Below are 25,065 nucleotides of genomic sequence, written 5' to 3' on the forward strand. Positions count from 1 at the left end.
CCCCTTAACTGAAAGGTTTATACTTTGATCAGATCAACAAAACGGAGGAGATGCAGGATGTTCAAGATCGGCGATTTTTCTATGTTAAGTAAAGTGCCTGTTAAAACCTTAAGATATTATGACCAAATTGATTTATTAAAGCCTAAGCAGATTGATCAAGATTCAGGATACCGTTATTACTCAGCTGAACAGCTGCTTGAGGTCAACCGAATTTTTCTGTACAAGGAATTGGGCTTTACGTTAAAGCAAATGGCTCAGCTTCTTCGTGAAGATATCTCAGTAGAGCAGATTCAGGGCATGTTTCTGCTGAAAGAAAGTGAAATTCAGCAATTGATCGAGAGAGAACAACAGAAATTGGCGCGTATTAAGGAGCGGATGCACCTCATCAAACGAGAGGGATGTGTTGAAAAAGAACAGGAGGTCATCATCAAATCCGTTGAAAGCAAACGCATCCTGTCTTTCCAATCTAACGGAACGGTTGATGAGATCCCCTCATTTTTTCAGACGTTTCATCATTTATTACTTAAACATCAACAAGAATCAATTTCGGGACCACAAGTGGTGCTATGGAGGGAATCAGTCGAAAAGGAAAGTGAGTTTGAATTTGAGGTCGGGTATTCCATCAAAGCGTTAAAAGGCAATCTTCCTCAAGGAATCACGATACGAACGTTACCTGCTGAAGAAACTATGGCGACATTATTATTTCATTCACATTCTCCATCCGCCCAAACAGCTTGTATTGACCTGGCGACATGGATCGAAAATAATGGATACCGCGTGAAAGAAGACCAGCCAGGCCGAGAGATTTATTACCCATTGTCTGAAAATGAAGAAGGCAGACTCATTGAAATTCAAATTCCTATTATAGATGAAATCAAATCGTAAGCATTGTCCAAAGGAGAAACGTCACGATGAAAAATAAAACCGTTGTCTATTTACTTGCATTAGCAGCCTTTTTAATCGGAACAATCGAATATATCATTACAGGCATTATCCAGATGGTCGCAGATGATCTACATGTCACGACGTCTGCCGCTGGATTATTGGTCACGTCTTTAGCGCTCTCAGCAGCCATCGGCGCACCGATTGTCATTGCACTGACCATCAATATAGACCGCAAAAAAATACTGTCATGGATGTTAATTATTTTTATTTTAAGTAATGTCATCACAAGTGTCAGCCATTCGTTTGAAATGGTGATGATGACAAGGATTTTACAAGGAATCAGTGGGGGGACGGCTATTGTGGTGGCAATGGCTGTTGCGACTCGTCTTGTAGAACGTGAAAAAAGAGGAACAGCTATTGGTATCATTTTAATGGGACTCAGCAGCTCCTTGGTTTTAGGCGTTCCAATCGGGACATTTCTAAGCAGTATGATCGGATGGAAAGCATTATTCGCAGCCATTGGATTGATCACGCTTATTCCGCTGATTGTTGTGTATAGGCGAATCCCCTCTATGAAAGAACAAGAACCGGTGACGCTTCGTATGCAGTTATCGATTTTAAAAGACAAGCGAATATTACTGGCGGTGGCAGTGACGCTATTCTATGTAGGTGGATATTCCACGTTGTTTACCTATTTAACGCCCTTTCTGCAAGCATCAGCAAATCTTAGCATCACAGAAATCAGTGGCATTTTGTTACTAGCAGGAATATGCAGCTTTTTGGGCTCCAGCCTTGGAGGGATGGCGGCAGATAAAAAAGGCCCAATATTCACGATTTTCTCAGGAATCATTTTGCAAATCATCATGCTCTTGCTGCTATCATTTGTCACAGGTAATCTCGTGCTCATGGTAGCTGTCATCATGATATGGATGATCGCTACCTGGAGCACATCACCAGCTCAGCAGCTATATCTTGTCACACTTGTACCAAAATCTCCTGATATCGCATTAAGTGTCAATACATCATTTATTCAATTCGGATTTGCCTTAGGCTCTGGTGTAGGAGGGATTGTGCTAAGCGAAACATCTATATTAAACCTAAGCTGGATCAGTGCTGGCACGGTTTTTCTCGCTCTACTCATGACCATTCTAATGGTAGCGTTTGACCGATTTTCTCAGCGCAAGAGTTTGAAGGTGATCGAGCAAGGAAGCTAACTTACATTCAATGTTGTATGAAAGGAACTACTTATTTCGGGTAGTTCCTTTTTGATTTGAAGAATGCACCAGTGAAGTTGTTTATTTGCTACAATAGGAGTCAATATCCAAGCCGCTAGACAAGGAGAGAATACAGAATGCCAATAAGTGAGGAAATGATCAATCGAAAAGGCGCTCGAAAGGGGACTGATATCCCTCATGACGTCTTGATCCTTTTGAATCAGGGAGAGATTGAAAGTGTGAATTTAACTGAATGGCTGGCTGTCAATCATATGACGCTAATACAGCATGTTTTGCCGTCCGTTGGTTTAGAGCATCGTTTAGACGATGTATCATCTGAGATCACTAAACAAAAAGCTGAATCAGGAATGAAAGCCATTCGGCTCATTGGTCAATTGTTAGATGACGTGCTACATGAAGAGAATGAAGAAAAACAAGCGGAAGTGCTGCTGGCATTTGCTCACCACATATCTGATAGCGTTCGCTGTTGGGCTGCTTATATGAACAAACAGAGTTTATCAACACTGGAAGAGAAACTTGCGTACATTCAGCCATTTGCAGCTGATCATCATTTTGGTGTTCGAGAAATTGCATGGATGTCAGTGAGAGAAAGTCTAAGTCTTCAGCTCGATCAAAGTATAGAGCATTTAACAGAATGGGCAAAAAGCGAGGATGAAAATATTCGCCGGTTCTCTGTAGAGTCGCTCCGTCCGAGAGGGGTATGGACAAAGCATATTGAGTTATTAAAACAAGAGCCAGAGAGGACACTGCCTATTCTAAATTTACTCAAATCCGATCCATCCATATATGTTCAAGATTCTGTAGGAAACTGGCTCAATGACGCAAGTAAAACACAACCAAATTGGGTAACAAACCTGTGCGACCAGTGGTCAAAGAATTCTGACACAAAAGCAACTAGCAGAATTGTTAAGAAAGCCAAGAGAACGATTGTGAAGGGGAATTTGTGAATAAGAACATGAACTGAAATTTCTTTATTATACAAAATTCAATAGATCATATTATTTCTGCTGACTAATTCTAAAATATCTATTTATAAAGAAAACAATATACAGAGAGAGTGAATAGCACCATTGATGAATCAAGATACTTTTGCTGAATGGTTAAGAACTTATGCAAATATAAAACCATACTCTATAGGAAGATACTCTAAAGCTATTGGTATAATATCCTCAGAATTAAAAAGTTATGGATTACAGAGTACTAATTTATTTACTTTAACTGATCCTGCCTTTATTGATGTAATTCTTAGTAATGCTGAGTTTAAAAAGAAGAATGAAAAAGGACATAGGATGTATAGTGTAGCTTTAAATCATTTGAAAAAATACATTGAGTATTATTATGATTCTGAGTTACAAGCAGAACTATTTAGAGAGGAGCAGGAATTTGATAAATACCTAATAGAAAATCCCGCTGAAGTGAGTAGTGTTGATATTGAGGATAAGCCAAAAGGTAAGCCTAAACATGGGTTAGTGAATAATAAAAAGGTATGGCGTAGAAATCCTAAATATGCAAGTGGAGCTGTAGCTGATGCAAACTATTTATGTGAGTTTGACAATCAACACAAACATTTTATTTCTAAATTTAATGGGGAGAATTATGTAGAGGCTCACCATTTGATACCAATGCAATATCAAGATCAATTTGATCATAGTTTAGACATCCATGCTAATATTGTTTCAATTTGTTTAGTCTGTCATAAAAAAATCCATTATGGACGATTTGAGGATAAGAGAGAAATATTAGATAAACTATTTAACAGTAGGAGACAAAGACTTGTTAAAGGTGGAATAGATATAGAAATTTCACAGTTATACTCTTACTATAAGGATTAAGAAATCTAAGTAAATTATTTCTGGCTTAATTATTCCTACAGCAAAATAGGATGCTAACAGACAAATTTAATTTCAAAAATTCACGCAACATATCATTTAAAGAATGAAATTCAATTGCACTGCAAAAAATAAAGCTTTACATGATCCATCACCTTCATGTAAGATATGGAGAAATTAAAAGCGAAGAAAAGGACATGAGCCATTTTTACTGGTTACCAGAGAGGGAAGTCACGCTGAAATCTTCCTAACACAGAAAAATGTCTTACCACCTTTGAGCTGTATTGGGGAAATCTTAGTATCCAATATCGTCTACGCCACGTTACGGCACCAGAGCCATAAAGCGAATACGCGTTATGGGAATTTGGGTGGAACCACGGATTACACATTCGTCCCTTTATGAGGGATGGGTGTGTTTTTTTTGTACACTCATATATGATCATTGCTTTGAAAAGGACATGAGCAGCTTTTACGGTTACCAGAGAGGGAAGTCACGCTGAAATCTTCCTAACGCAGAAAAGTTGTCTTACCACCTTTGAGCTGTATTGGGGAAAATTGAAGTATCCAATACCGACTATGCCACGTTACGGCACCAGAGCCATAAAGCGAATATGCGTTATGGGAATTTGGGTGGAACCACGGATTACACATTCGTCCCTTTATGAGGGATGAGTGTGTTTTTTTATTTCAAAAAATGAAAGGTGTGTCAGTCATGAGAGAAAAAATGGTGAAGATTCAATTTCCAGATGGAAAGATAAAGGAGTTCTCTGCAGGTACGACTGTCGCAGATATTGCCTCCTATATTAGCCCGAGCTTAAGGAAGAAAGCAGTGGCAGGAAAGATCAATGAACAAATGGTCGATGTCAGTCATCAGCTGGAAAGTGATGCTCGGCTGTCTATTGTCACACTCGATTCAAAAGAAGGCCTTGAAGTGCTGCGCCATTCATCTGCACATGTCTTAGCCCAAGCTGTGAAAAGGTTATACGACAATGTCACACTTGGAATCGGGCCTGTTATCGAAAATGGATTTTACTATGACATGAAGCTGAATCAAACATTAAGTGTAGAGGATTTGGCTGCTATTGAAAAAGAAATGGAAAATATCATAAACGAGAATCATCCCATCCAAAGAATAGAGGTTTCTTACAAAGAAGCTGAATCGTTGTTTGCACATGATCCATATAAGCTGGATATTTTAAAAGGGCTGCCCTCTCAAGAAGCCATTACGGTTTATCAGCAAGGAGAATTTATCGATTTATGCCGCGGACCTCATTTACCTTCTACAGGGTATTTAAAAGCCTTTAAACTCACACGTGTTGCAGGGGCTTATTGGCGGGGGGACAGCAATCAGGATGTATTGCAGCGAGTGTATGGTGTGGCGTTTCAACACCCAAAACATTTAGCTGAATATCTTCATTTTATGGAAGAAGCAAACAAACGTGATCACCGGAAATTAGGGAAACAATTATCTCTATTTATGTTTTCAGAAGAAGCGCCAGGTATGCCGTTTTATTTACCAAAAGGTCAGCTTGTCAGAAATGAATTAATGGCCTTTTCAAGAGAAGTGCGGGGCAAAGCGCAATATGAAGAAGTGAGTACACCGTTTATGATGAACCAAGAGCTTTGGGAAAAGTCAGGGCACTGGGATCATTATCACGAAAATATGTATTTCTCAGAAGTAGACCATACAAGCTTTGCTTTAAAACCGATGAACTGTCCGGGGCATATGCTCATGTTCAAAAACAGCTTATATTCATACAGAGACCTTCCAATCAGAATGGCTGAGTTTGGTCAGGTGCATCGTCATGAATTTAGCGGAGCGTTAAATGGATTGTTCAGGGTCAGAACATTTTGCCAAGATGATGCCCATATTTTTTTAAGAGAAGATCAAATTGAAGCTGAAATCAAACGGATTTTCCAATTAGTTGATCATGTGTATCGGACATTTGGGTTTGAGTACTCTGTTGAACTATCCACTCGTCCAGAAAAGGCGTTAGGGGATGATGCCATTTGGGATATTTCTGAATCAGCGCTAAAGAATGTGCTTGATCAGCTAAAGATTGACTATCAGCTAAATGAAGGAGATGGTGCATTTTATGGCCCGAAGATCGATTTTCATATTAAAGATGCACTGCAGCGGAGCCATCAGTGCGCCACAATCCAGCTAGATTTTCAAATGCCTGAGAAATTTGATTTAACATATATCAATGAAAAGAATGAAAAGGTACGGCCAGTTGTCATTCACAGTGCCATTTTTGGTTCTCTTGATCGTTTCCTTGGCATTCTCGTCGAGCACTTTGCCGGCGTCTTCCCGTTATGGCTAGCACCAGTGCAAGTACAAATCATCCCTGTCTCAACTGTTCACCTTGATCACTGCCTAGAGGTGCAGCAACAATTAAGAAGTATCGGAATAAGAGTCACAATAGATGAGCGGGATGAAAAACTCGGCTATAAAATGAGAGAAGCACAAATGCAAAAAATCCCTTATATCGCTGTCATTGGCGATACAGAAATGGAAGAAAAAACACTGAATATCAGACAGCATGGAGAAAAGACATCTAGACAGCTGTCTATTGATGACTTTCAACACATGGCGGCTCAACAAATAAAAGACAGAACAGTTGCTCAAATATGATGTGCTGATTTCATGAAGAAGGATAAGACGTTCATTGAATGATGGGCGTCTTTTCATTTGTGAAAAAAGCCGAATTGACAATAGAAAGGGGAAATATTGAAACATTTTTTCGGTGGAATCGTAATAAAGATAGAGCGTTTAACAGAAACATTGAAAACGGAGAGGAGTTTATGACATGGAGCAAGCTGCACTGAAAAAGATGAGGACAAAACAAATAGCTGTCTCTAATTTAATAGTCTGCATCATGATCGTCGCTTTTTTTATCTTGTTTCAAATGTCTGATATTCGATTTACACATTTCTTTCTTTGTTTAGGATTTATCATGCTCATTCTAAGTATTTATGGTTTTATTAAGAAAGGCTCAACAAAGTCTTTCATTCCTATTTTCGAGCAGATAGCCATTTATGAAAAAGAAAAATTGGGGGAAGAGTGGGAGAAAGAAAAGAGGTCTGAAAATATTTCGAGAGTGGTATTGAGTGGTCTGATGTTTCTCCAGTCATTTAGTTTCCAAGATGTAACGAATCCATTCTTAAACATACAACCTATACTTTTACTTTTCTTATTATTTGTAACTCTAGCCCTTATTAATTTAAGCATGCTTTATCGCTTTAGAAAAATCGACCGGTCGACTGAAGGTGAATTAAAAGGCTTTACAAAGGAATCAAACATGATGTCATTGGTTTTAGGATTATTATCAGCGATCATCATAGTCGGCTTTATTGTCACCTTTCTTCTTCCATAAAACATCATTATTTTGAGGTGAAACCATTGAATGCAAACATACAACAATTGATTGATCAGATAAAGTCGAAATTTGGCTTAGATCTTTATGATCTAAAAAGACACAGCTTTCATCGTTACGTCAACATGTTCAATGAAACGATTTATACATTGAATATGGAATGGTTCCCCTCTCATGAAGCTGAACCTGCGGACGACGATGTCAACCCAGACGGCACAGCTGTCATTGAAGTGAATTTGAATACAGGACAGATCGAATCGGTTATTTTTGTCATGGACAAAACTTATGCGCAGCATGGGGTCACGTTTAAGAGACCTTATCCAGCTCATGTCATTCAATGGATCGAACAAGAAACAGGGTTGATTTATGATGAGCATTTTCATATGCATCAGAAGGAGAAAGGGGAACTTTCTTTCGAAGAAGCAATAGATGGTGTGAAAGTGACGCCATCAGGCAGAATCGAAGTGAAATGGAATGAACATGGACAGCTCATGTACTTTACACACCACGGCCCATTTTTAGCCAAAACATTACTGAAAGCTGAGGAATTTGCACTTTCTCTTGATAAGCTGGAGAACTTAGCCGAGCAGCAAGTACAGCTGTTTCAATGGCCTTCCTTCGAGCACAACCGAATCCGATCTATTTATGCATTAGAAGAAATTTATGTGAAAAACGATGGAACAGGAACGCTTCCGTTTGAAATTGGGCGTGAAGAAACGCACTTTATACACATGAATGAGGTCATTGAGTGGAATGAACCGATAAACAATGCCTTTGAAAAAAAGGAAATGAACATGTATGAGAACATTTCAGCTGAACAAGCTTTCTCATTGGAACCGTCACCAGATACTTTCCCGATATCAAAAGAAGAGCAAGCTGAGTGTATCAAAGCAGTCCGAACCTTCTTGGCGCAAAAATATCCAAAGGATACAGGGAAGTGGGTTCTGAAAACACTCCATCGTGATCATGGATACATCGATGCGATATTAAAAACGAACGGGCAAGAAGGCAGTGGGTTTATGGACAAGATCAAGGTCTTCATTGACGCCACCTCGTTTGAAGCCGTTAATTACATAGATAAAAAAGAAATGTTTCAAGTGTGCGGGATACTGAGCCCCTCTCAAGCGGCAAGTGAAATTTCTGTATCTCAGAAAGAAGCCTTTGAAAAATTGAGAGAACGTCTTGAACTTACACCTATTTACGTCTATGACGAAGCGCAAAAACATTATGTTCTATGCGGAAAGCTCGATTGCCATGATGGTGTTGATGCAGAGAGCGGCGAAGTGTTTTCTTTGAAAGAACAGTGAGGAGCTGTTCTTTTTTGTCTCATTGCACCAATTTTTTGAAGAAATTTGGAATTTTGTAGCAGGAAGTTGTCGTTTCATCACGAAAGAAACAGATAAGAATATGATCATAGGTCCATCGGTTGGAATATTAGTAGACGTCATACATATGAAACACTCATGACAGTAAAGTTGATCTACAATGCTTTTTGAAAAAAATGAAATCGTGTCTCTAGTAGTATACGACATTTGGTGGGCTGACATCATAGGATGACTTTGAACATGTTTGATTTAGGTAAGCTTGAAGCCATGATAGAAGAAAGTGAGGATATCTACCTTGAGTACATTGGAAGTGTTTCGTCAGTTTTTGGTTGACCATTATCCTGCGTTACAAGATGAACTTTGGCTAAAAGATGTTGATACCCTTCGAATCTCTCCTATTCTTCATCCTTTTCTGAAAAGCAAGCTGCCAGAGGGGATCGAAAAATTCACTTGTGTCCTATTCACGCAGCAGACAGATCAAACGGCTGCACCGCTCAAAGTATACCTTCTATTAGATGAATATGAGCAATCACTTTATGCCATTGATTTGATGAATGAACAAATAGTGCTTCATTAATACAGAAGCAAAAAGCTGCTTGAGAGCTCCTCAGCAGCTTTTTTTGATATACATTAGTCGATCATATCAACCAATCTTGAGTGCAAGTTGTCCAATTCTTTCTTTGTTGGAAAAGAGCTGATCAGCAGCGTAGATTGTCCGAATTGAAGAGGCAGCTCAGTATCGGTCACAATCATATCGATCCCAAGTTCCTCCATCGTGACATCATTTAATGTATTCTCTGGACTTGTGAAAATGTGAATGAGAGGAGGCACGCTTAATTTAATTAAATCCGCAATAAACAAACTATGATAATAGCCTAATGTTGAAATAACAAAAATGTTCAGCGTGTTTCTCCGTTCCATTTCCAGATGAACAAGTCCTCTCCAGGAAGACGTAATCATACGAATCAATTCCCGTTCATTTCTCACAAAAGGACCGAGGATATCGTCTGTTTTTAACTCTTGGATGATATGAGTAATCCTCGAATAGAAATAAGGAAACTGTTTTTTCACCTCTGATAAATAGCTCGATTTCTTTTTGAAAAGGAATCCATCTCTCACGGTTATTTCATTGGAATACACATAATATTGGAGAAGAACGAGTGTCATCACCTTGCGATTCGCTATTTCTTGATGAAAAATCGACTCCAATTGGTTGATAAATGAATGAACGGCATCATAAAGTCGTGGTGTATGCGATTGGAAGAACGTCAATTTTTCTTCGACAGTTTCAATTGATTTAAAGTGTCCAATAGCTGGTTCGATCAATAGCAAAAAGACAAATTCATGATGATCCAGTGTCACATCAAATACGTCTTTGGTCATTCGGCAAATATGCTCTTCCCATGTTTTGATTTGATCATAGATCCCTTTGGCTGCAGAACTTTGTTTTTCCTCTTTCATTGAGTACGTATATTTACGGCTTATTGTGAAATTTTTTCTCATTCGGTGAATGGAAACGGCAAACCACAGGCAGTATTTATCTATCGCCACATCTGGCACATTGACTTCTAGCACCTGAAATAGCTCCTGTAATAAATCAACTGCATCTTGCTTTTGAATATCATCGAATGGCCAAAGCCGGCTTCCATACACTTCAAACAAAAATTCAACAAAGAATTGACGAATCTCCTTCTCATTTCCATGGAACTGCATACTATCTGGGCGTAACTCAATGTCATAAGAGACAAGAATCGAATTGATTTTATGAATGGTGTTATACAATGTGGATCTACTGATATTAAGCGTGTCCATCCATTCATAGAAAGACCTGTTTTGTTCGAAAAAAATGCCGTCAATTAATCGAATTTCAATCGTATCTTTTAAAATTTCTTTGATATAGTAGTCCACTCGTATCGTCTGTGTATAACAAATGGATATGCCTTGTCTCGGCTTTATGTGGATTAACGGCTCACCGTTCTCTGTTTTGAACGATTTCATTTGTTCTAAATCGCTTTGAATGGCACGAACCGAACCGATATGTTCATTCGATATCTCTTGAAGGCTCCACCACTTATTTTTGGATACAAGCAGTTTTAAAATGTTTATCCATCTCTTTGATTTATTATCAATGAGCTCCATCAAACAACTAACTCCTTCCTTTGGCTTGCCTCTATATTATGAAGTTCACTTAAAGAACATTTGATTCTCAAAATAGGCATGAAATGATTGTAATGTTTAGGCTAAATCGTTTTGTCTTCACTTTTCATGATAAAAGAGAAAAAAATTAGACGAAAACAAATGTTATGCCCTGATTCTCCATATTTTTCATTTAAAAGGTGATAAGTAAGCCATGAATCCTATAAAAATGGATCATTTTAGATATTTTGTTTATTTTTTTGCTGTTGAAACGGTAAATGTAAGAATAAAACGCAGCAACTTTTTGATTACCATATGAAAGGGAGTAGAAAGAAATGCGATCTACATGATGCTGAACTGTCTCACCTTACATACGATATGATACATGCTTGTTTCATATGAACGAACCATATGTGAATACATGCTTATATATGCATGTACACATCATTTATTGTTCATTCCAGTATAAATAGAAAAATTCACATTTATTCTTTTCACGATCCTCTCACTATTCCCCATTTCTATAGACCCCTATCCAGTTATTATATCCACTACTCATGATTCCCTTTCAAGCTCATGATTGATCAACTCATTTTATTCATAGGGTCTTAAGGAGCAAATTTTTAGAAAATATTTGATCAGAAGCGGAGTGATTGATCTGACAGTATACAAATGATTTTTTTATCATTGTTGAACATTAATTTTAGAAAAGGGTGGATGTATTGAAAAGAATATTGTCATTGGCTCTCATCGCGGTGTTAGTCATACAGTCTAGTATATTAGGAATCTTGCCTTTAGCAGGGGCACAAGCAAAAGAAAGCCAAGAAAACATTTATGGAGATATTGAGTTTGCTGATAGCGAAGGAAACAAGTTATCAAACATAGAAGATCAGCAAGTTAGAAAGGCAATTGTTCATTGGTCGATAAAAGGAATAGATCTAAAAAAACAATATCCGTATGTTCTCTCTCTTCCTTTAGCCATACAGGTAGAGAAGGAGCAGAAGGAACCCATTACTGTGGGTGACATACTTGTTGGTGAGTATACCGTTTCAAAACAAAATGAAGTAACGGTCATATTTAAAGAAGATGTTGAGCTTGATCCAAATTTAGAAGGATCAATAGACATCGATGTCACCAGTATAGCTGAGCCAAAAGAGAAAACAAAGCAAAACGAGCGTGAAGAAAGCCTTCCAAAAGATGACTCAACCTCATCTGAAAAAGACGCTAAAAATCAAGAAGCCGGACAAACGAAACAAAGCGATGAAGATGAATTACTAAAAAACAAAGTGAGCGTATCTAAGCGTGTAGGGCTGCAAAGTGTTTCAAAACAAATGCAGATACAAGAAAATCTTCTCACTGATGCGAAATTAATTTTTGAAGATCAAGAAGGAAATTCAGTTGATAAGCCTGACATCAACTCGCTTATTTCCATTAACTACGAGTGGGCGATTCCAAATGGTCATAGCTATAATGGCGGGGATGAATTCCATTTCAAGGTTCCAGAGGAATTAGTGATTTACGAAAAAATCGATCGTCTCGAGATGAAATTTAATCAGGCAACCATTGGTTATTTTTCTGTAGATGAGAGCGGAAATGCCTCCATCGAATTCACTGATTTTATCAAACAATATTCAAATATCCATGGAACACTTCAAGTGTGGACGCAATTAGATCAAAAAACAGTCATTACTGAAGAAAAAGAAGTGGTCATTACCCCGATTGAAGGCAAAGATACGATATCGATCCCGATTCAATACATTCCAAATGGTCCAAACGTCTCTAAAAAGGGAGAACCAAATCGATCTTACAATGCTGAAACCATTCAATGGACAGTCGATTTTAATATGAACTTAGACGATGTGAAACAAGCGAGACTTTTAGATCCGATTCAAGAAGGTCAAGCGTTAAAGAAAGATTCAATCAAGCTTTATCGTGTTGATACAAAGCTAAATGGTGAAACATCGCTTGGTCAGCTGCTTGACGAAAACCACTACACAATTGGCCAAACAGCAGATGGTCAAGATTTCACGATTGAATTTAAAGATGACGTGCATCTAGCTTACCGTTTAATGTATGAAACGGACATTACGAATCAAGATCAGTCTGCGTTTCGTAATAAAGCATCCCTTGTCTCTGCTGATAAAGTGATTAGTTCAGCAGAAGGAACCGTGAATGTGACAAGAGGCAGCCCTTTAAATAAAAAAGCCGCCCACTACGATCCAGTCACACAAACGATTACTTGGGAAATTCGGTATAACTATAACGAAAAAAAGATTGCTGAAAAGGATGCTTTGTTAGAAGACTTCTTTAATGGCACACAGGCGCTGATTTCTGATTCATTTCAAGTCAAGGAAGTGACAATTGATCAGAATGGCAAAGAATCAGGAACAAAAGCATTTGAACATTATGTGGTTCAACCTCAAAAAAAGGATGAACAAAACGGGTTTACCTTGCAATTCAATCAAGATATTCAATCGGCTTACCTGATCACATATCAAACAAAAGCAACCGATCGAATTTTCGAAGCTGAAGAGATTATCAATACTGTGACAGCTGGCAAAGAGAGCGAACAAGGGAAGCAAAGAATTGACCAGCAAATCCTAACGAAAAATCATGGAACACCGAATTACAAGAACAAGACCATTCTATGGCGTATCATCTTCAACAAAGATCAACAAACCATGAACAACGTGATATTAAAAGATACGTTTACAAACGAAGGGTTGACGCTACAAAAAGATAGTTTAAAAGTGACGACAGGTAATACAGTGCTTGAAGAAGGCACAGATTATCAAATAGTTGAACATGCAAATGGATTTGATATTCAATTTACGAAAGAAATCAAGACAGAACATACCGTCACATATACAACGTCTTTTGATTATGAAAAAAGAGCAGATAAAGATCAAAAGAACCTGCGTAATCATGTAAAGCTTGAATGGGTAAATGAAGATGGCAAGGATTTGACGAAGGAAAATCAATCTGTCTTCACGCCTGACACATACACGCAGTCAAATGGGTTCAAGAACGGAACATATGATGCAAAGAAAAAAGAGATCACATGGAATATCGGTGTGAACTATAACTTGAAACATTTAGAAGAGGCGAAAATCGAGGATTTCATTCAAGGAAATCAGCGTTTGCTTAAAGATTCAATCACCGTCTACTCGCTTGATTTACAAGGCGGAGAAAATGGAGCAGAAGAAAAAGAGGTATTAGCAAAAGAACATTATGACATCAAATTCCTTGAAAATGAAAAAGGAGAATCAGGCTTCGAAGTCATTTTCAAACATGCCATTGATTCCCCATACAAAATCACGTATCAAACAAGTGTTGAAGGAATGGATTTAGTACAGAAAACCTACGAAAATAAAGCGACCCTTTATGATGGAAAGACGAAAGAATCAGACGTGAATGCTGTGGTGTCCATTCCAAATGGAGGGAAATACACGAGCAAATCAGGAAATCAACAAGGGAAAGTCATTGATTGGAAACTGAATATCAACTTTGGTCAATCAACAGTTCAAGATGCAACGATTATAGACCATCCGAGCAGTAACCAAGCCATAATAGAAAACTCATTTCATCTCTATTCGACGACAATAGATGAAAAGGGGCAAGTGACCAAAAAGGAAGAGCTGGAAAAAGGGAAGGATTATGAACTAGACCTTGAATTCGATCCAGATTCTTTTCAAATCAAATTTAAAGAAGAAATCACGAGACCATATATTTTAGAATACCAATCTCTCATTTTAGATAAGGTGGGAAGTACACTTCAAAACGAAGTAACGTTTAGAGGTGAAAATGTAAAAGAAATCAAAAAGGAATCCGAAGCCTCAATTGTGGTCAAACGTACCGCTGGCATGGGAGATGGCACTGGAGCGGTTGGCGCTTTAACCATTAAAAAGGTAGATGCGAGTAGTGGAAAAGCGCTAAAAGGAGCAAGCTTTTCTCTGACTGATGCTGCGAGCGGTATCGTCATTGGAACAAAGACAACAGATGAAGAAGGAGCTCTTCGATTTGATCGTCTTCTATATGGTGACTATATCGTGACAGAAGAGAAAGCACCTGATGGTTATATTAAGACGAAGGAACCAATCAATGTAACGATTGATCAGCCCTACGAATCAGGAGATCAAGCGAAAACAGGAAATAGCATGACGGTGCAAAACCAAGAAATCCGCCAGCATGTCCAGTTAACGAAAAAAGACAAAGAGACGGGTGCGGTATTAGAGAATGCAGAATTTGAACTGAAAAATGAATCTGGAGATACCGTCCAAACCCATTTGAAAACGGACGATAAAGGAGAAATCCTTTTCAAACATCTTGAGCCAGGTTCCTATTATTTTGTTGAAACAAACGCACCGAAAGGCTATCAATTAAATCAGCAAAAATGGCCGTTCACAATCAAAGAAAATCAAACAGAAACAACGATTGTCACTGCAGTAAATGACATCATCAAAGGCTCTGCTGAATTGAGCAAAATAGGTGAAGGCGGAGAGAGACTAGAAGGTGCACAGTTCAAGCTCTTAGATCAAGACGGGCATGAGCTAAATGGTTCGCTTGTTACAGGAGAAAATGGCAAGATCACGATAAACGAACTAAGACCGGGTACGTATCAGCTCATTGAAACAAAAGCACCTGATGGTTATGTATTAGATGAAACACCCATCACATTTGAAGTACCACTCGATCCAACAGAACCAGTCATCATTTCACAAAAGAACCTATATGAAACAAGTGCATTAGAAGTGATGAAAGAAGGGGAAGATGGTAAGAAGCTTCAAGGTGTTCGATTTGAAATCACGGATCAAAATGACGAAGTTGTACGTAAAGATTTGACAACAGATAAAGATGGGAAGCTTTTGGTCGATAACCTCAAACCGGGCAAATATCAGCTTGTCGAGACAGAGAGTATTGATGGTTATCAAAAGAAAAATAAACCTTATCCGTTTACCATCGAAATCGCACAAAAAACACCGGCAGAGATCAAAGTGATCAATGATCTCAAAACTGGAGCTGTCCAGCTCACGAAGCTTGGTGAAAAGAATGAAGCGCTTGAAGGAGCAGAATTCAAGCTTGTAGATGCAAATGGAAAAGAGATGAAAACAGGTCTCGTCACTGATCAGAACGGGGAAATCATCGTCAACGATCTTAAACCTGGAACCTATCAGTTTGTTGAAACGAAGGCTCCATTCGGTCATGAGCTTGACGAAACACCTGTCACTTTTGCTATTCCATTTAACCCTGAGAAGCTGGTCAGTGTGACAAAAGAAAATAGCCGTACAACAGGTGGAGTGCTGTTACACAAAAAAGGCGAAGAGGGGAAATCATTAGAAGGGGTTGTCTTTGATCTATCTGATGCCAAAGGAAAGATAGTGGCAGGAGGAGAAGGGATTACAACCAATCAGGATGGAAAAATCACCTTCACAGGTCTAAAACCTGGAACCTATCAATTTGTTGAAAGAAAGAGTCTTGAAGGCTATGAATTGAGTGCGAAACCACTTGTCTTTGAAGTTGAATTAGGTCAAAAAGAATGGATTCAAGTGGAGGCCATCAATCAGCTCAAGAAAGGTTCTGTAGAACTAACAAAAATAGGGGAAGAAAAAGAAAGATTGAAAGGCGCAGAATTTACACTTTTCAATGACGATGGTAAAGAATTGATGTCAGGTTTAACAACCAACGAAAAAGGCATCATCACTGTCCACGATTTGAAACCAGGTGCTTATCAATTGGTTGAAACGAAGGCTCCTTTTGGACATAAACTTGATGCAGAACCAGTAGACTTTCAGATTGATTTCAATCCAAATCAACTGGTGAAAGTGACAAAAGAAAATGTTCGGATGACTAGTGCTGTAAAGCTTCAGAAAAAAGGGGAGGATGGTCAGTTGCTCGCTGGCGTGACCTTTGACCTGATTGATGCGCACGGTCAGCGTGTGAAGAAAGACTTAAAGACAGACAAAAATGGTCAACTGACAGTCGATCAACTAAAGCCAGGAACCTATCAATTTATCGAAACAGCAAGCATCGCCGGCTATGAATTGGATCAGACACCTGTCTCATTTACGATTCGATTAGGTCAAGACAAACCAGCAAAAGTAGAAATGATCAACAAACTGACGCCGGGAGCAGTGGAACTGACCAAAGTCGATGATGAGGGACATACGCTCGAACATGCAGAGTTTGCGCTTCTGAGTAAAGAAGGGAAAACATTGAAGAAATCACTTGTAACAGACCAAAAAGGAAAGATTAATATCAACGATCTAAAACCGGGAGAATATCAATTCGTTGAAACGAAAGCACCTCACGGTTACAAATTGGATGATCAGCCGATCCTGTTTACAATTGAGAAAAATCAGCAGAAGCCACTTCAAGTAACTGCGAAGAATCACTTGATTTTAGGAAGTCTGCGTATCATAAAGGTAGATCAGCAGACAGATAGAACTTTAAAAGGTGCAGCCTTTGACATTCGTACAAAAGCTGGGAAAACCATAAAATCTGTGACAACAGAAGAAGACGGAGAAGCCATTGTTAAAGGGCTTAAACCAGGTGAATATACACTCACAGAGACGAAAGCTCCAAATGGTTATGTAGCTTTAAAGAAACCACTCGCTTTTACAATTCAAATGGGTGAAGTGGAGATCAAGACATTGATTGTGAAAAATGCTCCAATGAAGAATGAAATGGACCACACGAACCCTCCAGCTTCAGATAAGGGGGATCAACATCCGCCTCATGACTCAAACTCAAACGGGGAGCTGCCAAAGACTGGGGAAGAATGGCTACGTTATATGATGTACGCAGGGATTTTACTAGTAGCTTCTGGAACTGTTCTTCTTGTTCTTAGAAGAAGAACCATTCATTAAAAGGAAGGAACGAGTGTATAGATGAAAAAAAGAACCTTATTAGGCAGCTTTTTGGTGATCGCGGGACTAATGCTCATTTCCGTTCCTTTTATATATGAGTGGCGAACTTCTCAAGAGACGGCAGCAATGGAACAGGCATTAAAAATGATTGAAGAAAATGACAGTGATGCCCTTTCTTCTATTCCACATCTAACTGTGTCAGAAGAAGACCTGCGAGATGTGATGGAGCTAGAGATCCCGTCAATTGATTTAAATGAAAAAGTGCTTCCTGTTACATCAAAAGAAAATTTAGGTATTGCACTGACTCAGATCAAATCTCATCAAATGCCAGGTGAAGGGAATTTCACGATTGCAGGCCATAGAGGGTATAGAGGCGATCGGCTTTTCAGGCAGTTGCCAGAGGTGCCGAAAGGAGAAAAAGTCGTCTTACATCATCAAGCGGAAACATATGAATATAAAATTGTCAGCTCAGCTACGATTGAACCGACGGATGTTGATGTACTAAAGGATCGCGGGAAAAATGAACTGACATTGATCACTTGTACTCTTGATGGTCAGAAACGATTTGTCTTAAAAGGAATACGAATCAATGCTTCAAAGGGTGAGCAACCGTCGGATGTATAACACCAACATAATAGATGATGGATACAATGGAAAAGCAACGCTCACGACCGACATGTTACACCAATTGTTATCAGAGCATTATCCAACATTAAAAAACGAACGTTGGGATGTTGATGTAGATACAATTCGGACTTCGCCTATTCTTCATCCGTTATTAAAAAGAAAGCTTCCAATTGGTATCGAAAAATTCACCTGTGTGTTGTTCACGCAGCAGACACCAGCTTTAGGAGAACCTCTGATAGTGTACTTTTTATTAGATGAGAAAGGCGAATCGATTTACGCAATGGATCTCTTGCTCGAGCAGCATGATCCACATTAAACGAGAACTAAAAAAGGAAGGGGCTTTGACTCCCTTCCTTTTTTGTCATTCAATCACGCAAATAACTTCAGCCCAACCACACCAATCACAATCAGCAGCAAGCTGAGTATACGAATCATGTTTTTCGGCTCTTTAAATAGAATCATATTAAACAAGACAGAGCCCGCCGTTCCAAGTCCAATCCAGACCGTATAGGCAACGGATACTTGAACGGAAGAGAACGAGGCATATAAAAACAAAAAGGATAAGGCAAATCCGCCGACAAATAAAATGCCTGTCGTGATTTGCTTTTTCTTACTAAACATATTGAGACCAATGGTTCCGCCGATTTCGCAGGCAGAGGCTAATAGTACAAAAAACCAGCCCATTTATACCGCTTCTCCTTTCTGCTCATGTGCATCTCCATCAGACACTTTCAGTCCAATAATGCCGAGAATTAAAATGCCCATAAATAAGAGCTTTTCTAATGAAAACGAACCGCCGAACAGCGCATAATCCATCAAAGACGTACCAATCGTTCCAACTCCGGCAAACACAGCGTACACGGTCCCTGTCGGCAGCTTCTCGCAGGCTTTCATTAAAAAATAAAAATCAACTGGGATCAGGCAAATAATGATCGCCCACTCCCACACCGCATCAGCTCTATTTAAACCAAACACCCAAAGTAATTCGAATAAACAAGTGAGTGCGACATACATCCAACTTTTTTTCATCGTATTTCCTCCTAAAACTTAAAACTGACGATTCGTCATTTTAAAACCAAAAAAGAGCGTACAGCAAGTGCTGTACTCAGATTGTCGACAAAGGGCTAAAATGAACTTTATTTTAGCCCTTTGTCTTCTTTTCAGCGTGATAGAAAACCTTTGCAGTCTAGGAAGGACGAGTACTGGCGCGGAGCGAATTTGACATTCGTGAGCACCAGCACGCAGGACTGACACCGAATGCGAGGGTTTGTCTACACGCCGTACAGCAAGTGCTGTACTAAGTTAAGGTGTCTCTATGCCAAGTGCGTAAAGAAGAAATTGTTTCACTTCTCGCTTTTGAATCAGAACCTCTTCTGTATCTGTTTCTGTAAATAAGTACATTTGCTCAGCAGACGATTCAAGTAAACCAATAATGAATTTGGCTGCATATTGACAGTTCAAATTCGCACGGACCCTTTTGTCCTGCTTTGCTTTTTCTAAAAAAGCAGCGACCCATTTGTAAATCGGCTCATAAATATCTTCCCATTCCTTTAAATGCTCCGTGGCAGCTAAACCTGAGTAGGTTAGAGCAAGGACGTCACGATATTGTCTTGTAAAAGAGAAGATGAATTCAACAAGCGCATCTGCTTGATCGAGGACATCCGCATGCTGAGTCAGTTCCTTTTCAATAGCGGGAACCATCTGCGAGATCAAATGTTCTGCGATAGCAGGCATGACAGACAGCTTTGAAGGAAAATATAAATAGTACGTTCCTTGCGCCACTCCTGCTGCTTTCACAATATCCGAAATGGTCGTTTTTTCAATTCCTTTTTCTTTAAACGCATCAATGGCAGCAAGCATAATCTTTTCTCGTTTCGACACATCATCACCGACCTTAAATGACTGAATGTCAGTCAGTTTAGCGGAAAACTGACGATTTGTCAATATGGGTGTCTCGTCATTGAATAGGAGAATAAGTGATGAATAGATGCGGGCAGGCCTGAATAAGCTGTAAATATGGTCAAGCATCATGTGAGAAAGGGGCAGCTCTCCGTATGACATTCAGTGCGATGTTTTCTATTGCTTATTTTCTCTTGCTCGTCCCGCTCTATCTATATATGAGATACAGACAGGCGAAAAAGCAAAAACGATTTATCTATTTACGCACAGAAATCGTTCTTGCCTGTCTGTTTATGTATACGAATGTTTTATTGTATTTGACGGTCTTTCCTAATCGTTTTTCCGCACCAAGGGATCAGGTGAGTGTCAACCTCATGCCTTTGCAGTCCATTTATCAAAATCTCCATGCCTATCATCACGGCTATCCCAATCTTGTTTTTTTAAATTTGGCAGGGAACATTTTGTTATTTGTGCCACTTGGTTTTTTTCTCTATCAAGCATTCCGAACCATGCGCTGGCAAAAGGCGATTCTTGCTGGCTTTTTCTTGTCAACCATGATTGAAGTGCTTCAATGGGTTTTCTCGCAATCTGGTATGATTACAAGAAGCAGCGATATTGATGATATTCTCTTAAATACACTCGGCACAGCGCTAGGTTGTATGTTGTATCGGATATATCGACGAAGGAAGGAGAAAATCAAGTGAAGCGAGTATGTATCATTCCATGTGGGGCAAAGAAAATTTGGGACGTCCATCCAGAGGCGGGGAGCCAGCCAGCGAACCTCGTTTATTTAAGTCCGCTGCATCAGCATACGAAAAGCTATGCCCAAACGTTCTTTTCAGACTGGCTGATCATATCAGCGAAGCATGGATTCTTAAAAGCAGATGAAATCATTCATGAAAATTATGATGTGGCTTTTGGTACACCGCATGCTGATCAGATAACACGTGAAGCACTAAGTGAGCAATTTCATGAAAAATACCTCACTGCATATGATGAATTAGTGATACTAGGTGGAAAGAAATATCGAAAGGTGATCGATCCTTTATTACTTCCTCATCAAACAGCGATTTATCCGCTAGCTCCATATAAAGGAATTGGCTATATGCTTCAGGCATTAAAGCAAGCCGTTGAGACAAAAGTAGAACTTCCGCCGCATATTTAACGTATTCACATCTACCGGTAAGCAGGGTTTTGATCATTAAAAAGAGAATGAATGAAGTAGCGATGCTGATTGTTTCATATCTTTTCAGCAGCCACTTGGATGTCCGCATCGCTTATAAGAGTGGCTATATGAAAAAGGGGGCGTATGAACATGACAACCATCTATTTAGCTGGTGATTCAACCGTTGCATCTTACCCGGATCGTCCTGTTCAAGGAGGATGGGGAGAGTTTTTACATCGCTATACAGCGCAAGGCGTGAGCGTTGACAACCGCGCAATCGGTGGAAGAAGCTCAAAAACATTCATTGAAGAAGGACGGCTTGATAAAATATTGGCTGACATTCAGCCTGGGGATTGGCTGCTTACACAAATGGGGCACAATGATGCTTCAACGGAGAAGCCTGAACGGCATACAGATCCTTTCACGACGTATAAAAGCTATTTGTCTCAATATATTCACGGAGCAAGAGCGAAAGGCGCTACACCGCTTTTATTAACGCCAGTCGGCCGCTTTCATGAAAAAGACGGAGAATATATCAATGATTTCCCTGATTACTGTGCCGCTATGAAAGAACTAGCTGATGAAGAAGAAGTCCTTCTTGTTGATTTAAATACGGCAAGCCTTCAATTTTATCAAATTTCCGGCATAGAGAAAACCACTTCTTACTTTATGCTGTCAACAGGCGTAGAGGATCGCACGCACTTTACAAAAGAAGGAGCAGATGCGATTGCAAGACTTGTTTCGCTTGAATTAAAAGACCTTGGATTAACGATTGTGTGATGGATGACAGGACGAGAAAGAGCTCGTCCTGTTCTTTTTTTTGCAGAAAGCTATTGATTCCCTTCACCAGAGTAGACTACAATAGGTACATATGATAATGAGAATCAATATCACTTATAAATAGATCAATCGATGAAAAACTGGAGGGACTCAAATGACAGAGCAGCTTGAATTGTTTGACGTCACCATTATTGGTGGCGGTCCAGCAGGAATGTACACCGCCTTTTATAGTGGGATGCGGGATTTAAAGACGAAGGTACTGGAGTATAACGAAAGCCTTGGTGGGAAAATCCTACTGTATCCAGAGAAAGTCATTTGGGATGTAGGTGGATTAGTGCCAACAAGAGGAGAGCAATTAATTAAACAGCTTGAACAGCAAGCCAAAACATTTGAACCTGTCATTGCATTAAATCAAAAAATAACAGACTTTCATCGCTTAGAAGATGGAAATATATTGATTACGTCCGAAAATGGTGATCACCATTTAACCAAAACCTTGATTTTGGCAATGGGGCACGGTATTCCAGTTCAAAGAAAGCTGGAGGTTGAAAATGCAGATCGCTATGAAGTAACAAACCTTTATTATACGGTTCAGGAGCTCAAAACCTTCGCTGGAAAAAGAGTCGTCATCTCTGGGGGCGGCGATTCTGCGGTGGATTGGGCAAATGCCCTTGTGCCAATTGCGAAAAGTGTCACTGTTATACACCGCAGAGATATGTTTGGTGGACATGAAAAAAACGTGGCGAATATGAAAGCATCAAGTGCACGTATTTTAACCCCACATGAATTAACTGACCTACATGGTAACGGAAAAGAAATCGAAGCTGTCACTGTTCAGCATTTAGAAACAGGTGAAAAAGAACGTATTGAAACAGACGCAGTCATTGTCAACCACGGCATGAAAGGCGATTTAAGTGTTCTTGCAGAATGGGGATTAAAGCAAGGTGAATGGGGACTCATTGAAGTGAATGAGCAGATGGAGACCAATTTACCAGGTGTGTATGCAGTAGGTGATTTATGTACACATAAAAGCAAGGTCCGCTTGATTGCAGGAACGTTTGTAGATGGTGTGAACGCACTAAATAGTGCGAAATTATATATCGAACCAGATGCGGAGAAAGTGGCGTATGTATCTTCTCATAATGAACGTTTTAAGGAAAAAAACAAAGAATTGCTAGCAGCCGGTGCGGATCGCTAAAAAAAACAAAACAAGAAGGGTGGTGCCGCAACGGCATCACCTTTTTTATCGCTGAAAGGAGGTATCCGTAGATGAACGCACAAATGGAAACGATGTTACATATGAAAAAGAAAATTCAGATGTGTCTAAAAGCAAAACAAACGAACAGATGGCAGACAAAATCTCCAAGCGTTTTAACAGCTGATGGTACCGTTGTCATTCAGCTAGAAGGAATGGAGTACGAGCTTGACGGTGGGGATAGCCTGTTTATACGATCTCACATCCCTGTTGTCATCCGTTCTTTATCTAATCAGCAAGTCACAGTCTTTGCTGTTTCATTTGAACAATACATGCTCACAAATGATGCTGATGATGAATTAATTTATAAAATCAATTATGATACCCTGCCTGATAACGGGCAAGTGGTGATGGGCTCACCGGTATTATTTCATCATATTAAACGTTTAAGTGATCCCTCTTATTCAGAAAGTAGCCAAGTGAAGCTACTAAAGCTAGTACTGCAAATATTCCAGCAACAAAATGAAAAAACAACTGATGCTGATCATTATTCAATTCAAATGATTCTTCAATACATTGCAGAGCATTACCAACAAGAACTGACCCGTAAGGACTTAGCACATAAAATGGGCTTTAATGAAAGCTATTTCTCTACTTTTTTTAAGAAAAGCGTTGGAATGAGTGTCACAGATTATATTGCACAAATTCGAATGGATGAAGCAAAAAAGCTATTGTTCAAAACCGATGAACAGGTTCAGGCGATTGCACAAAGAGTAGGCTATACTGATAGCCTCTATTTCAGCAGAAAATTTCGTCAAAAAACGGGCAGATCGCCTAGTCAGTATCGACTGAGCCGCCAACCAAAACGAATTGCCGCTTTTCAGTTTGTAGGCTCTTTGCTTGCGCTTGGAGTGAAACCAATTTGCATGGAAGAAGATATTGCTCTTTATTCAGATGTGCTTCAAGGTCAACTCAGTGATGTTATCGTCATTCATGAGCATACACCTGACGACGTTTTGAAGGACATGAACTTAGACCTCATTTTAATGCCTGATTATTTCTATACAAACATAGAATGGATGAAACGTATGGAAAAATTCGCTCCTGTGCTTGTTTTTCCATATAGTCGTCTGAGTCCTGTAGAGGAGGTACTTTGTTTAGGTAGCCTCATCGGAAGGAGCGAAGAAGCAAAGCAATGGGTGGAGCGTTATGAGAAGCAAGCACAGAAGGAAAGAGCTCGCTTGACGCCATTTTTGAAAAAAAAGGAAACGGTTGCTTTATATGAAGTAAGGGGACATGACAAGGTGTATATGTGGTCTTTTCATGCGAGAGGAGCAATCAACCTATATAAAACGTTGGGGTTGATGCCCCCTGAAGCCATTCAAGAGGAGGTGCTGAAACCGGATAAACATGTTGTGATTCCGCTTGAGCGTTTAGCAGATTATGCAGCAGATCATATGTTTTTTATTGTGGCTGTTCGGAATGGATGGTACAGACATATGGACAAACGTATGAAGGAAAGTGATGTCCTGCGTAATTTACCCGCAGTGCAAAATAATACATTCTACCTGTTAAAACTAGAAGAATTTAGATTTGGTGAAGGGGAACGGGCGATAGAAATCATGAAACGATTCTCTCAATTTTTAATAAAAGAATAAGTGTATCTAACAATTGTCCATAAACAAGTTATGACGATTATCCATAGACCGATAGACAAGCGGTTGATAGAATACGAGAGACAAATAA

20 protein-coding genes and 1 pseudogene are annotated in these 25,065 nt (G+C 39.3%); 17 read left to right on the forward strand and 4 right to left on the reverse strand.

Translation table 11 applies throughout. The annotated features are described in order from the left end of the window. Window positions 1-57: 57 nt before the first annotated feature. The 9 genes and pseudogenes from MHH54_RS04095 (at window position 58) to MHH54_RS04135 (ending at window position 9,228) form a co-directional block, all read left to right on the forward strand. On the forward strand, window positions 58-885 hold the full coding sequence (locus tag MHH54_RS04095; protein WP_003218038.1) for a MerR family transcriptional regulator: 828 nt from the start codon (window positions 58-60) through the stop codon (window positions 883-885). A gap of 26 nt (window positions 886-911) precedes the next feature. Further along, entirely contained in the window at window positions 912-2,099 is a 1,188-nt protein-coding gene (locus MHH54_RS04100; protein WP_106030222.1) for an MFS transporter, read from the forward strand. A 137-nt stretch (window positions 2,100-2,236) separates the two neighbouring features. Beyond that, window positions 2,237-3,067 carry a DNA alkylation repair protein gene (locus MHH54_RS04105; RefSeq protein WP_106030223.1) on the forward strand — a complete coding sequence of 277 codons (831 nt, stop codon included), beginning with the start codon at window positions 2,237-2,239 and terminating at the stop codon, window positions 3,065-3,067. A gap of 123 nt (window positions 3,068-3,190) precedes the next feature. Further along, entirely contained in the window at window positions 3,191-3,952 is a 762-nt protein-coding gene (locus MHH54_RS04110) for a hypothetical protein (RefSeq protein ID WP_142394244.1), read from the forward strand. Window positions 3,953-4,417: 465 nt separating this feature from the next. After that, window positions 4,418-4,504 (forward strand): annotated as a pseudogene (locus MHH54_RS04115) (hypothetical protein); the annotation flags it as partial. Between the two features lie 157 nt (window positions 4,505-4,661). Next, complete coding sequence (thrS, locus tag MHH54_RS04120; protein ID WP_106030268.1) at window positions 4,662-6,584, forward strand: threonine--tRNA ligase; 1,923 nt, start codon at window positions 4,662-4,664, stop codon at window positions 6,582-6,584. Between the two features lie 175 nt (window positions 6,585-6,759). Then, window positions 6,760-7,326, forward strand: coding sequence for a hypothetical protein (locus MHH54_RS04125; protein WP_106030225.1), 567 nt, complete (start codon window positions 6,760-6,762; stop codon window positions 7,324-7,326). Between the two features lie 17 nt (window positions 7,327-7,343). Continuing rightward, complete coding sequence (locus MHH54_RS04130) at window positions 7,344-8,633, forward strand: hypothetical protein (RefSeq protein WP_223251326.1); 1,290 nt, start codon at window positions 7,344-7,346, stop codon at window positions 8,631-8,633. A 313-nt stretch (window positions 8,634-8,946) separates the two neighbouring features. Further along, window positions 8,947-9,228: a hypothetical protein gene (locus MHH54_RS04135; protein ID WP_003217864.1), complete on the forward strand. Its 282-nt coding sequence runs from the start codon at window positions 8,947-8,949 to the stop codon at window positions 9,226-9,228. Window positions 9,229-9,281: 53 nt separating this feature from the next. Here the strand turns inward: MHH54_RS04135 and MHH54_RS04140 are convergent, their stop codons facing one another. Further along, on the reverse strand, window positions 9,282-10,790 hold the full coding sequence (locus tag MHH54_RS04140) for a helix-turn-helix domain-containing protein (protein ID WP_106030227.1): 1,509 nt from the start codon (window positions 10,788-10,790) through the stop codon (window positions 9,282-9,284). A 719-nt stretch (window positions 10,791-11,509) separates the two neighbouring features. Here MHH54_RS04140 and MHH54_RS04145 point away from each other — a divergent pair. The 3 genes from MHH54_RS04145 to MHH54_RS04155 are packed head-to-tail and all read left to right on the forward strand — an operon-like array spanning window position 11,510 to window position 18,596. Then, window positions 11,510-17,653: a SpaA isopeptide-forming pilin-related protein gene (locus tag MHH54_RS04145; RefSeq protein WP_342500726.1), complete on the forward strand. Its 6,144-nt coding sequence runs from the start codon at window positions 11,510-11,512 to the stop codon at window positions 17,651-17,653. Window positions 17,654-17,674: 21 nt separating this feature from the next. Then, window positions 17,675-18,277: a sortase gene (locus MHH54_RS04150; protein ID WP_119124588.1), complete on the forward strand. Its 603-nt coding sequence runs from the start codon at window positions 17,675-17,677 to the stop codon at window positions 18,275-18,277. Then, window positions 18,270-18,596, forward strand: a complete 327-nt coding sequence (locus tag MHH54_RS04155; protein ID WP_342500727.1) for a hypothetical protein — start codon at window positions 18,270-18,272, stop codon at window positions 18,594-18,596. Before MHH54_RS04150 ends, MHH54_RS04155 begins: the two co-directional genes overlap by 8 nt. A 53-nt stretch (window positions 18,597-18,649) precedes the next feature. On the opposite strand, the gene MHH54_RS04160 is transcribed toward MHH54_RS04155, so the two are convergent. The 3 genes from MHH54_RS04160 to MHH54_RS04170 all read right to left on the reverse strand — a co-directional run bounded on the left by MHH54_RS04160 (window position 18,650) and on the right by MHH54_RS04170 (window position 20,161). Then, the gene (locus MHH54_RS04160; protein ID WP_003217878.1) at window positions 18,650-18,964 is read right to left on the reverse strand and encodes a multidrug efflux SMR transporter; all 315 of its coding nucleotides are present in this window, start codon (window positions 18,962-18,964) and stop codon (window positions 18,650-18,652) included. Continuing rightward, window positions 18,965-19,309: an SMR family transporter gene (locus tag MHH54_RS04165; RefSeq protein WP_003217798.1), complete on the reverse strand. Its 345-nt coding sequence runs from the start codon at window positions 19,307-19,309 to the stop codon at window positions 18,965-18,967. A 273-nt stretch (window positions 19,310-19,582) separates the two neighbouring features. After that, on the reverse strand, window positions 19,583-20,161 hold the full coding sequence (locus tag MHH54_RS04170) for a TetR family transcriptional regulator (protein ID WP_034620888.1): 579 nt from the start codon (window positions 20,159-20,161) through the stop codon (window positions 19,583-19,585). Between the two features lie 173 nt (window positions 20,162-20,334). On the opposite strand from MHH54_RS04170, the gene MHH54_RS04175 reads away from it, so the two are divergent. The 5 genes from MHH54_RS04175 (at window position 20,335) to MHH54_RS04195 (ending at window position 24,977) form a co-directional block, all read left to right on the forward strand. After that, window positions 20,335-20,883, forward strand: a complete 549-nt coding sequence (locus MHH54_RS04175; protein WP_003217854.1) for a VanZ family protein — start codon at window positions 20,335-20,337, stop codon at window positions 20,881-20,883. After that, on the forward strand, window positions 20,880-21,344 hold the full coding sequence (locus MHH54_RS04180; protein WP_342500728.1) for a DUF6884 domain-containing protein: 465 nt from the start codon (window positions 20,880-20,882) through the stop codon (window positions 21,342-21,344). The genes MHH54_RS04175 and MHH54_RS04180 overlap by 4 nt, the downstream gene beginning before the upstream one ends. Before the next feature lie 150 nt (window positions 21,345-21,494). Beyond that, window positions 21,495-22,124: a rhamnogalacturonan acetylesterase gene (locus MHH54_RS04185; protein ID WP_003217853.1), complete on the forward strand. Its 630-nt coding sequence runs from the start codon at window positions 21,495-21,497 to the stop codon at window positions 22,122-22,124. 154 nt (window positions 22,125-22,278) lie between these two features. After that, the gene (locus tag MHH54_RS04190; protein ID WP_003217825.1) at window positions 22,279-23,322 is read left to right on the forward strand and encodes an NAD(P)/FAD-dependent oxidoreductase; all 1,044 of its coding nucleotides are present in this window, start codon (window positions 22,279-22,281) and stop codon (window positions 23,320-23,322) included. 71 nt (window positions 23,323-23,393) lie between these two features. Continuing rightward, complete coding sequence (locus tag MHH54_RS04195) at window positions 23,394-24,977, forward strand: helix-turn-helix domain-containing protein (protein ID WP_342500729.1); 1,584 nt, start codon at window positions 23,394-23,396, stop codon at window positions 24,975-24,977. Window positions 24,978-25,065: the final 88 nt, after the last annotated feature.

The organism is Bacillus sp. FSL K6-4563, from assembly GCF_038630405.1.
Taxonomy (GTDB): domain Bacteria; phylum Bacillota; class Bacilli; order Bacillales; family Bacillaceae; genus Bacillus; species Bacillus pumilus.

What these genes read in the sequence shown, in the direction of transcription:
- MHH54_RS04100 (WP_106030222.1), top strand. Translation starts at nt 912, where the DNA reads ATGAAAAATAAAACCGTTGTCTATTTACTTGCATTAGCAGCCTTTTTA.
- MHH54_RS04160 (WP_003217878.1), bottom strand. Translation starts at nt 18,964, where the DNA reads ATGGGCTGGTTTTTTGTACTATTAGCCTCTGCCTGCGAAATCGGCGGA.
- MHH54_RS04185 (WP_003217853.1), top strand. Translation starts at nt 21,495, where the DNA reads ATGACAACCATCTATTTAGCTGGTGATTCAACCGTTGCATCTTACCCG.
- MHH54_RS04195 (WP_342500729.1), top strand. Translation starts at nt 23,394, where the DNA reads ATGAACGCACAAATGGAAACGATGTTACATATGAAAAAGAAAATTCAG.
- MHH54_RS04190 (WP_003217825.1), top strand. Translation starts at nt 22,279, where the DNA reads ATGACAGAGCAGCTTGAATTGTTTGACGTCACCATTATTGGTGGCGGT.
- MHH54_RS04140 (WP_106030227.1), bottom strand. Translation starts at nt 10,790, where the DNA reads ATGGAGCTCATTGATAATAAATCAAAGAGATGGATAAACATTTTAAAA.
- MHH54_RS04175 (WP_003217854.1), top strand. Translation starts at nt 20,335, where the DNA reads ATGACATTCAGTGCGATGTTTTCTATTGCTTATTTTCTCTTGCTCGTC.
- MHH54_RS04155 (WP_342500727.1), top strand. Translation starts at nt 18,270, where the DNA reads ATGTATAACACCAACATAATAGATGATGGATACAATGGAAAAGCAACG.
- MHH54_RS04105 (WP_106030223.1), top strand. Translation starts at nt 2,237, where the DNA reads ATGCCAATAAGTGAGGAAATGATCAATCGAAAAGGCGCTCGAAAGGGG.
- MHH54_RS04125 (WP_106030225.1), top strand. Translation starts at nt 6,760, where the DNA reads ATGGAGCAAGCTGCACTGAAAAAGATGAGGACAAAACAAATAGCTGTC.
- MHH54_RS04150 (WP_119124588.1), top strand. Translation starts at nt 17,675, where the DNA reads ATGAAAAAAAGAACCTTATTAGGCAGCTTTTTGGTGATCGCGGGACTA.
- MHH54_RS04095 (WP_003218038.1), top strand. Translation starts at nt 58, where the DNA reads ATGTTCAAGATCGGCGATTTTTCTATGTTAAGTAAAGTGCCTGTTAAA.
- thrS (WP_106030268.1), top strand. Translation starts at nt 4,662, where the DNA reads ATGAGAGAAAAAATGGTGAAGATTCAATTTCCAGATGGAAAGATAAAG.
- MHH54_RS04165 (WP_003217798.1), bottom strand. Translation starts at nt 19,309, where the DNA reads ATGAAAAAAAGTTGGATGTATGTCGCACTCACTTGTTTATTCGAATTA.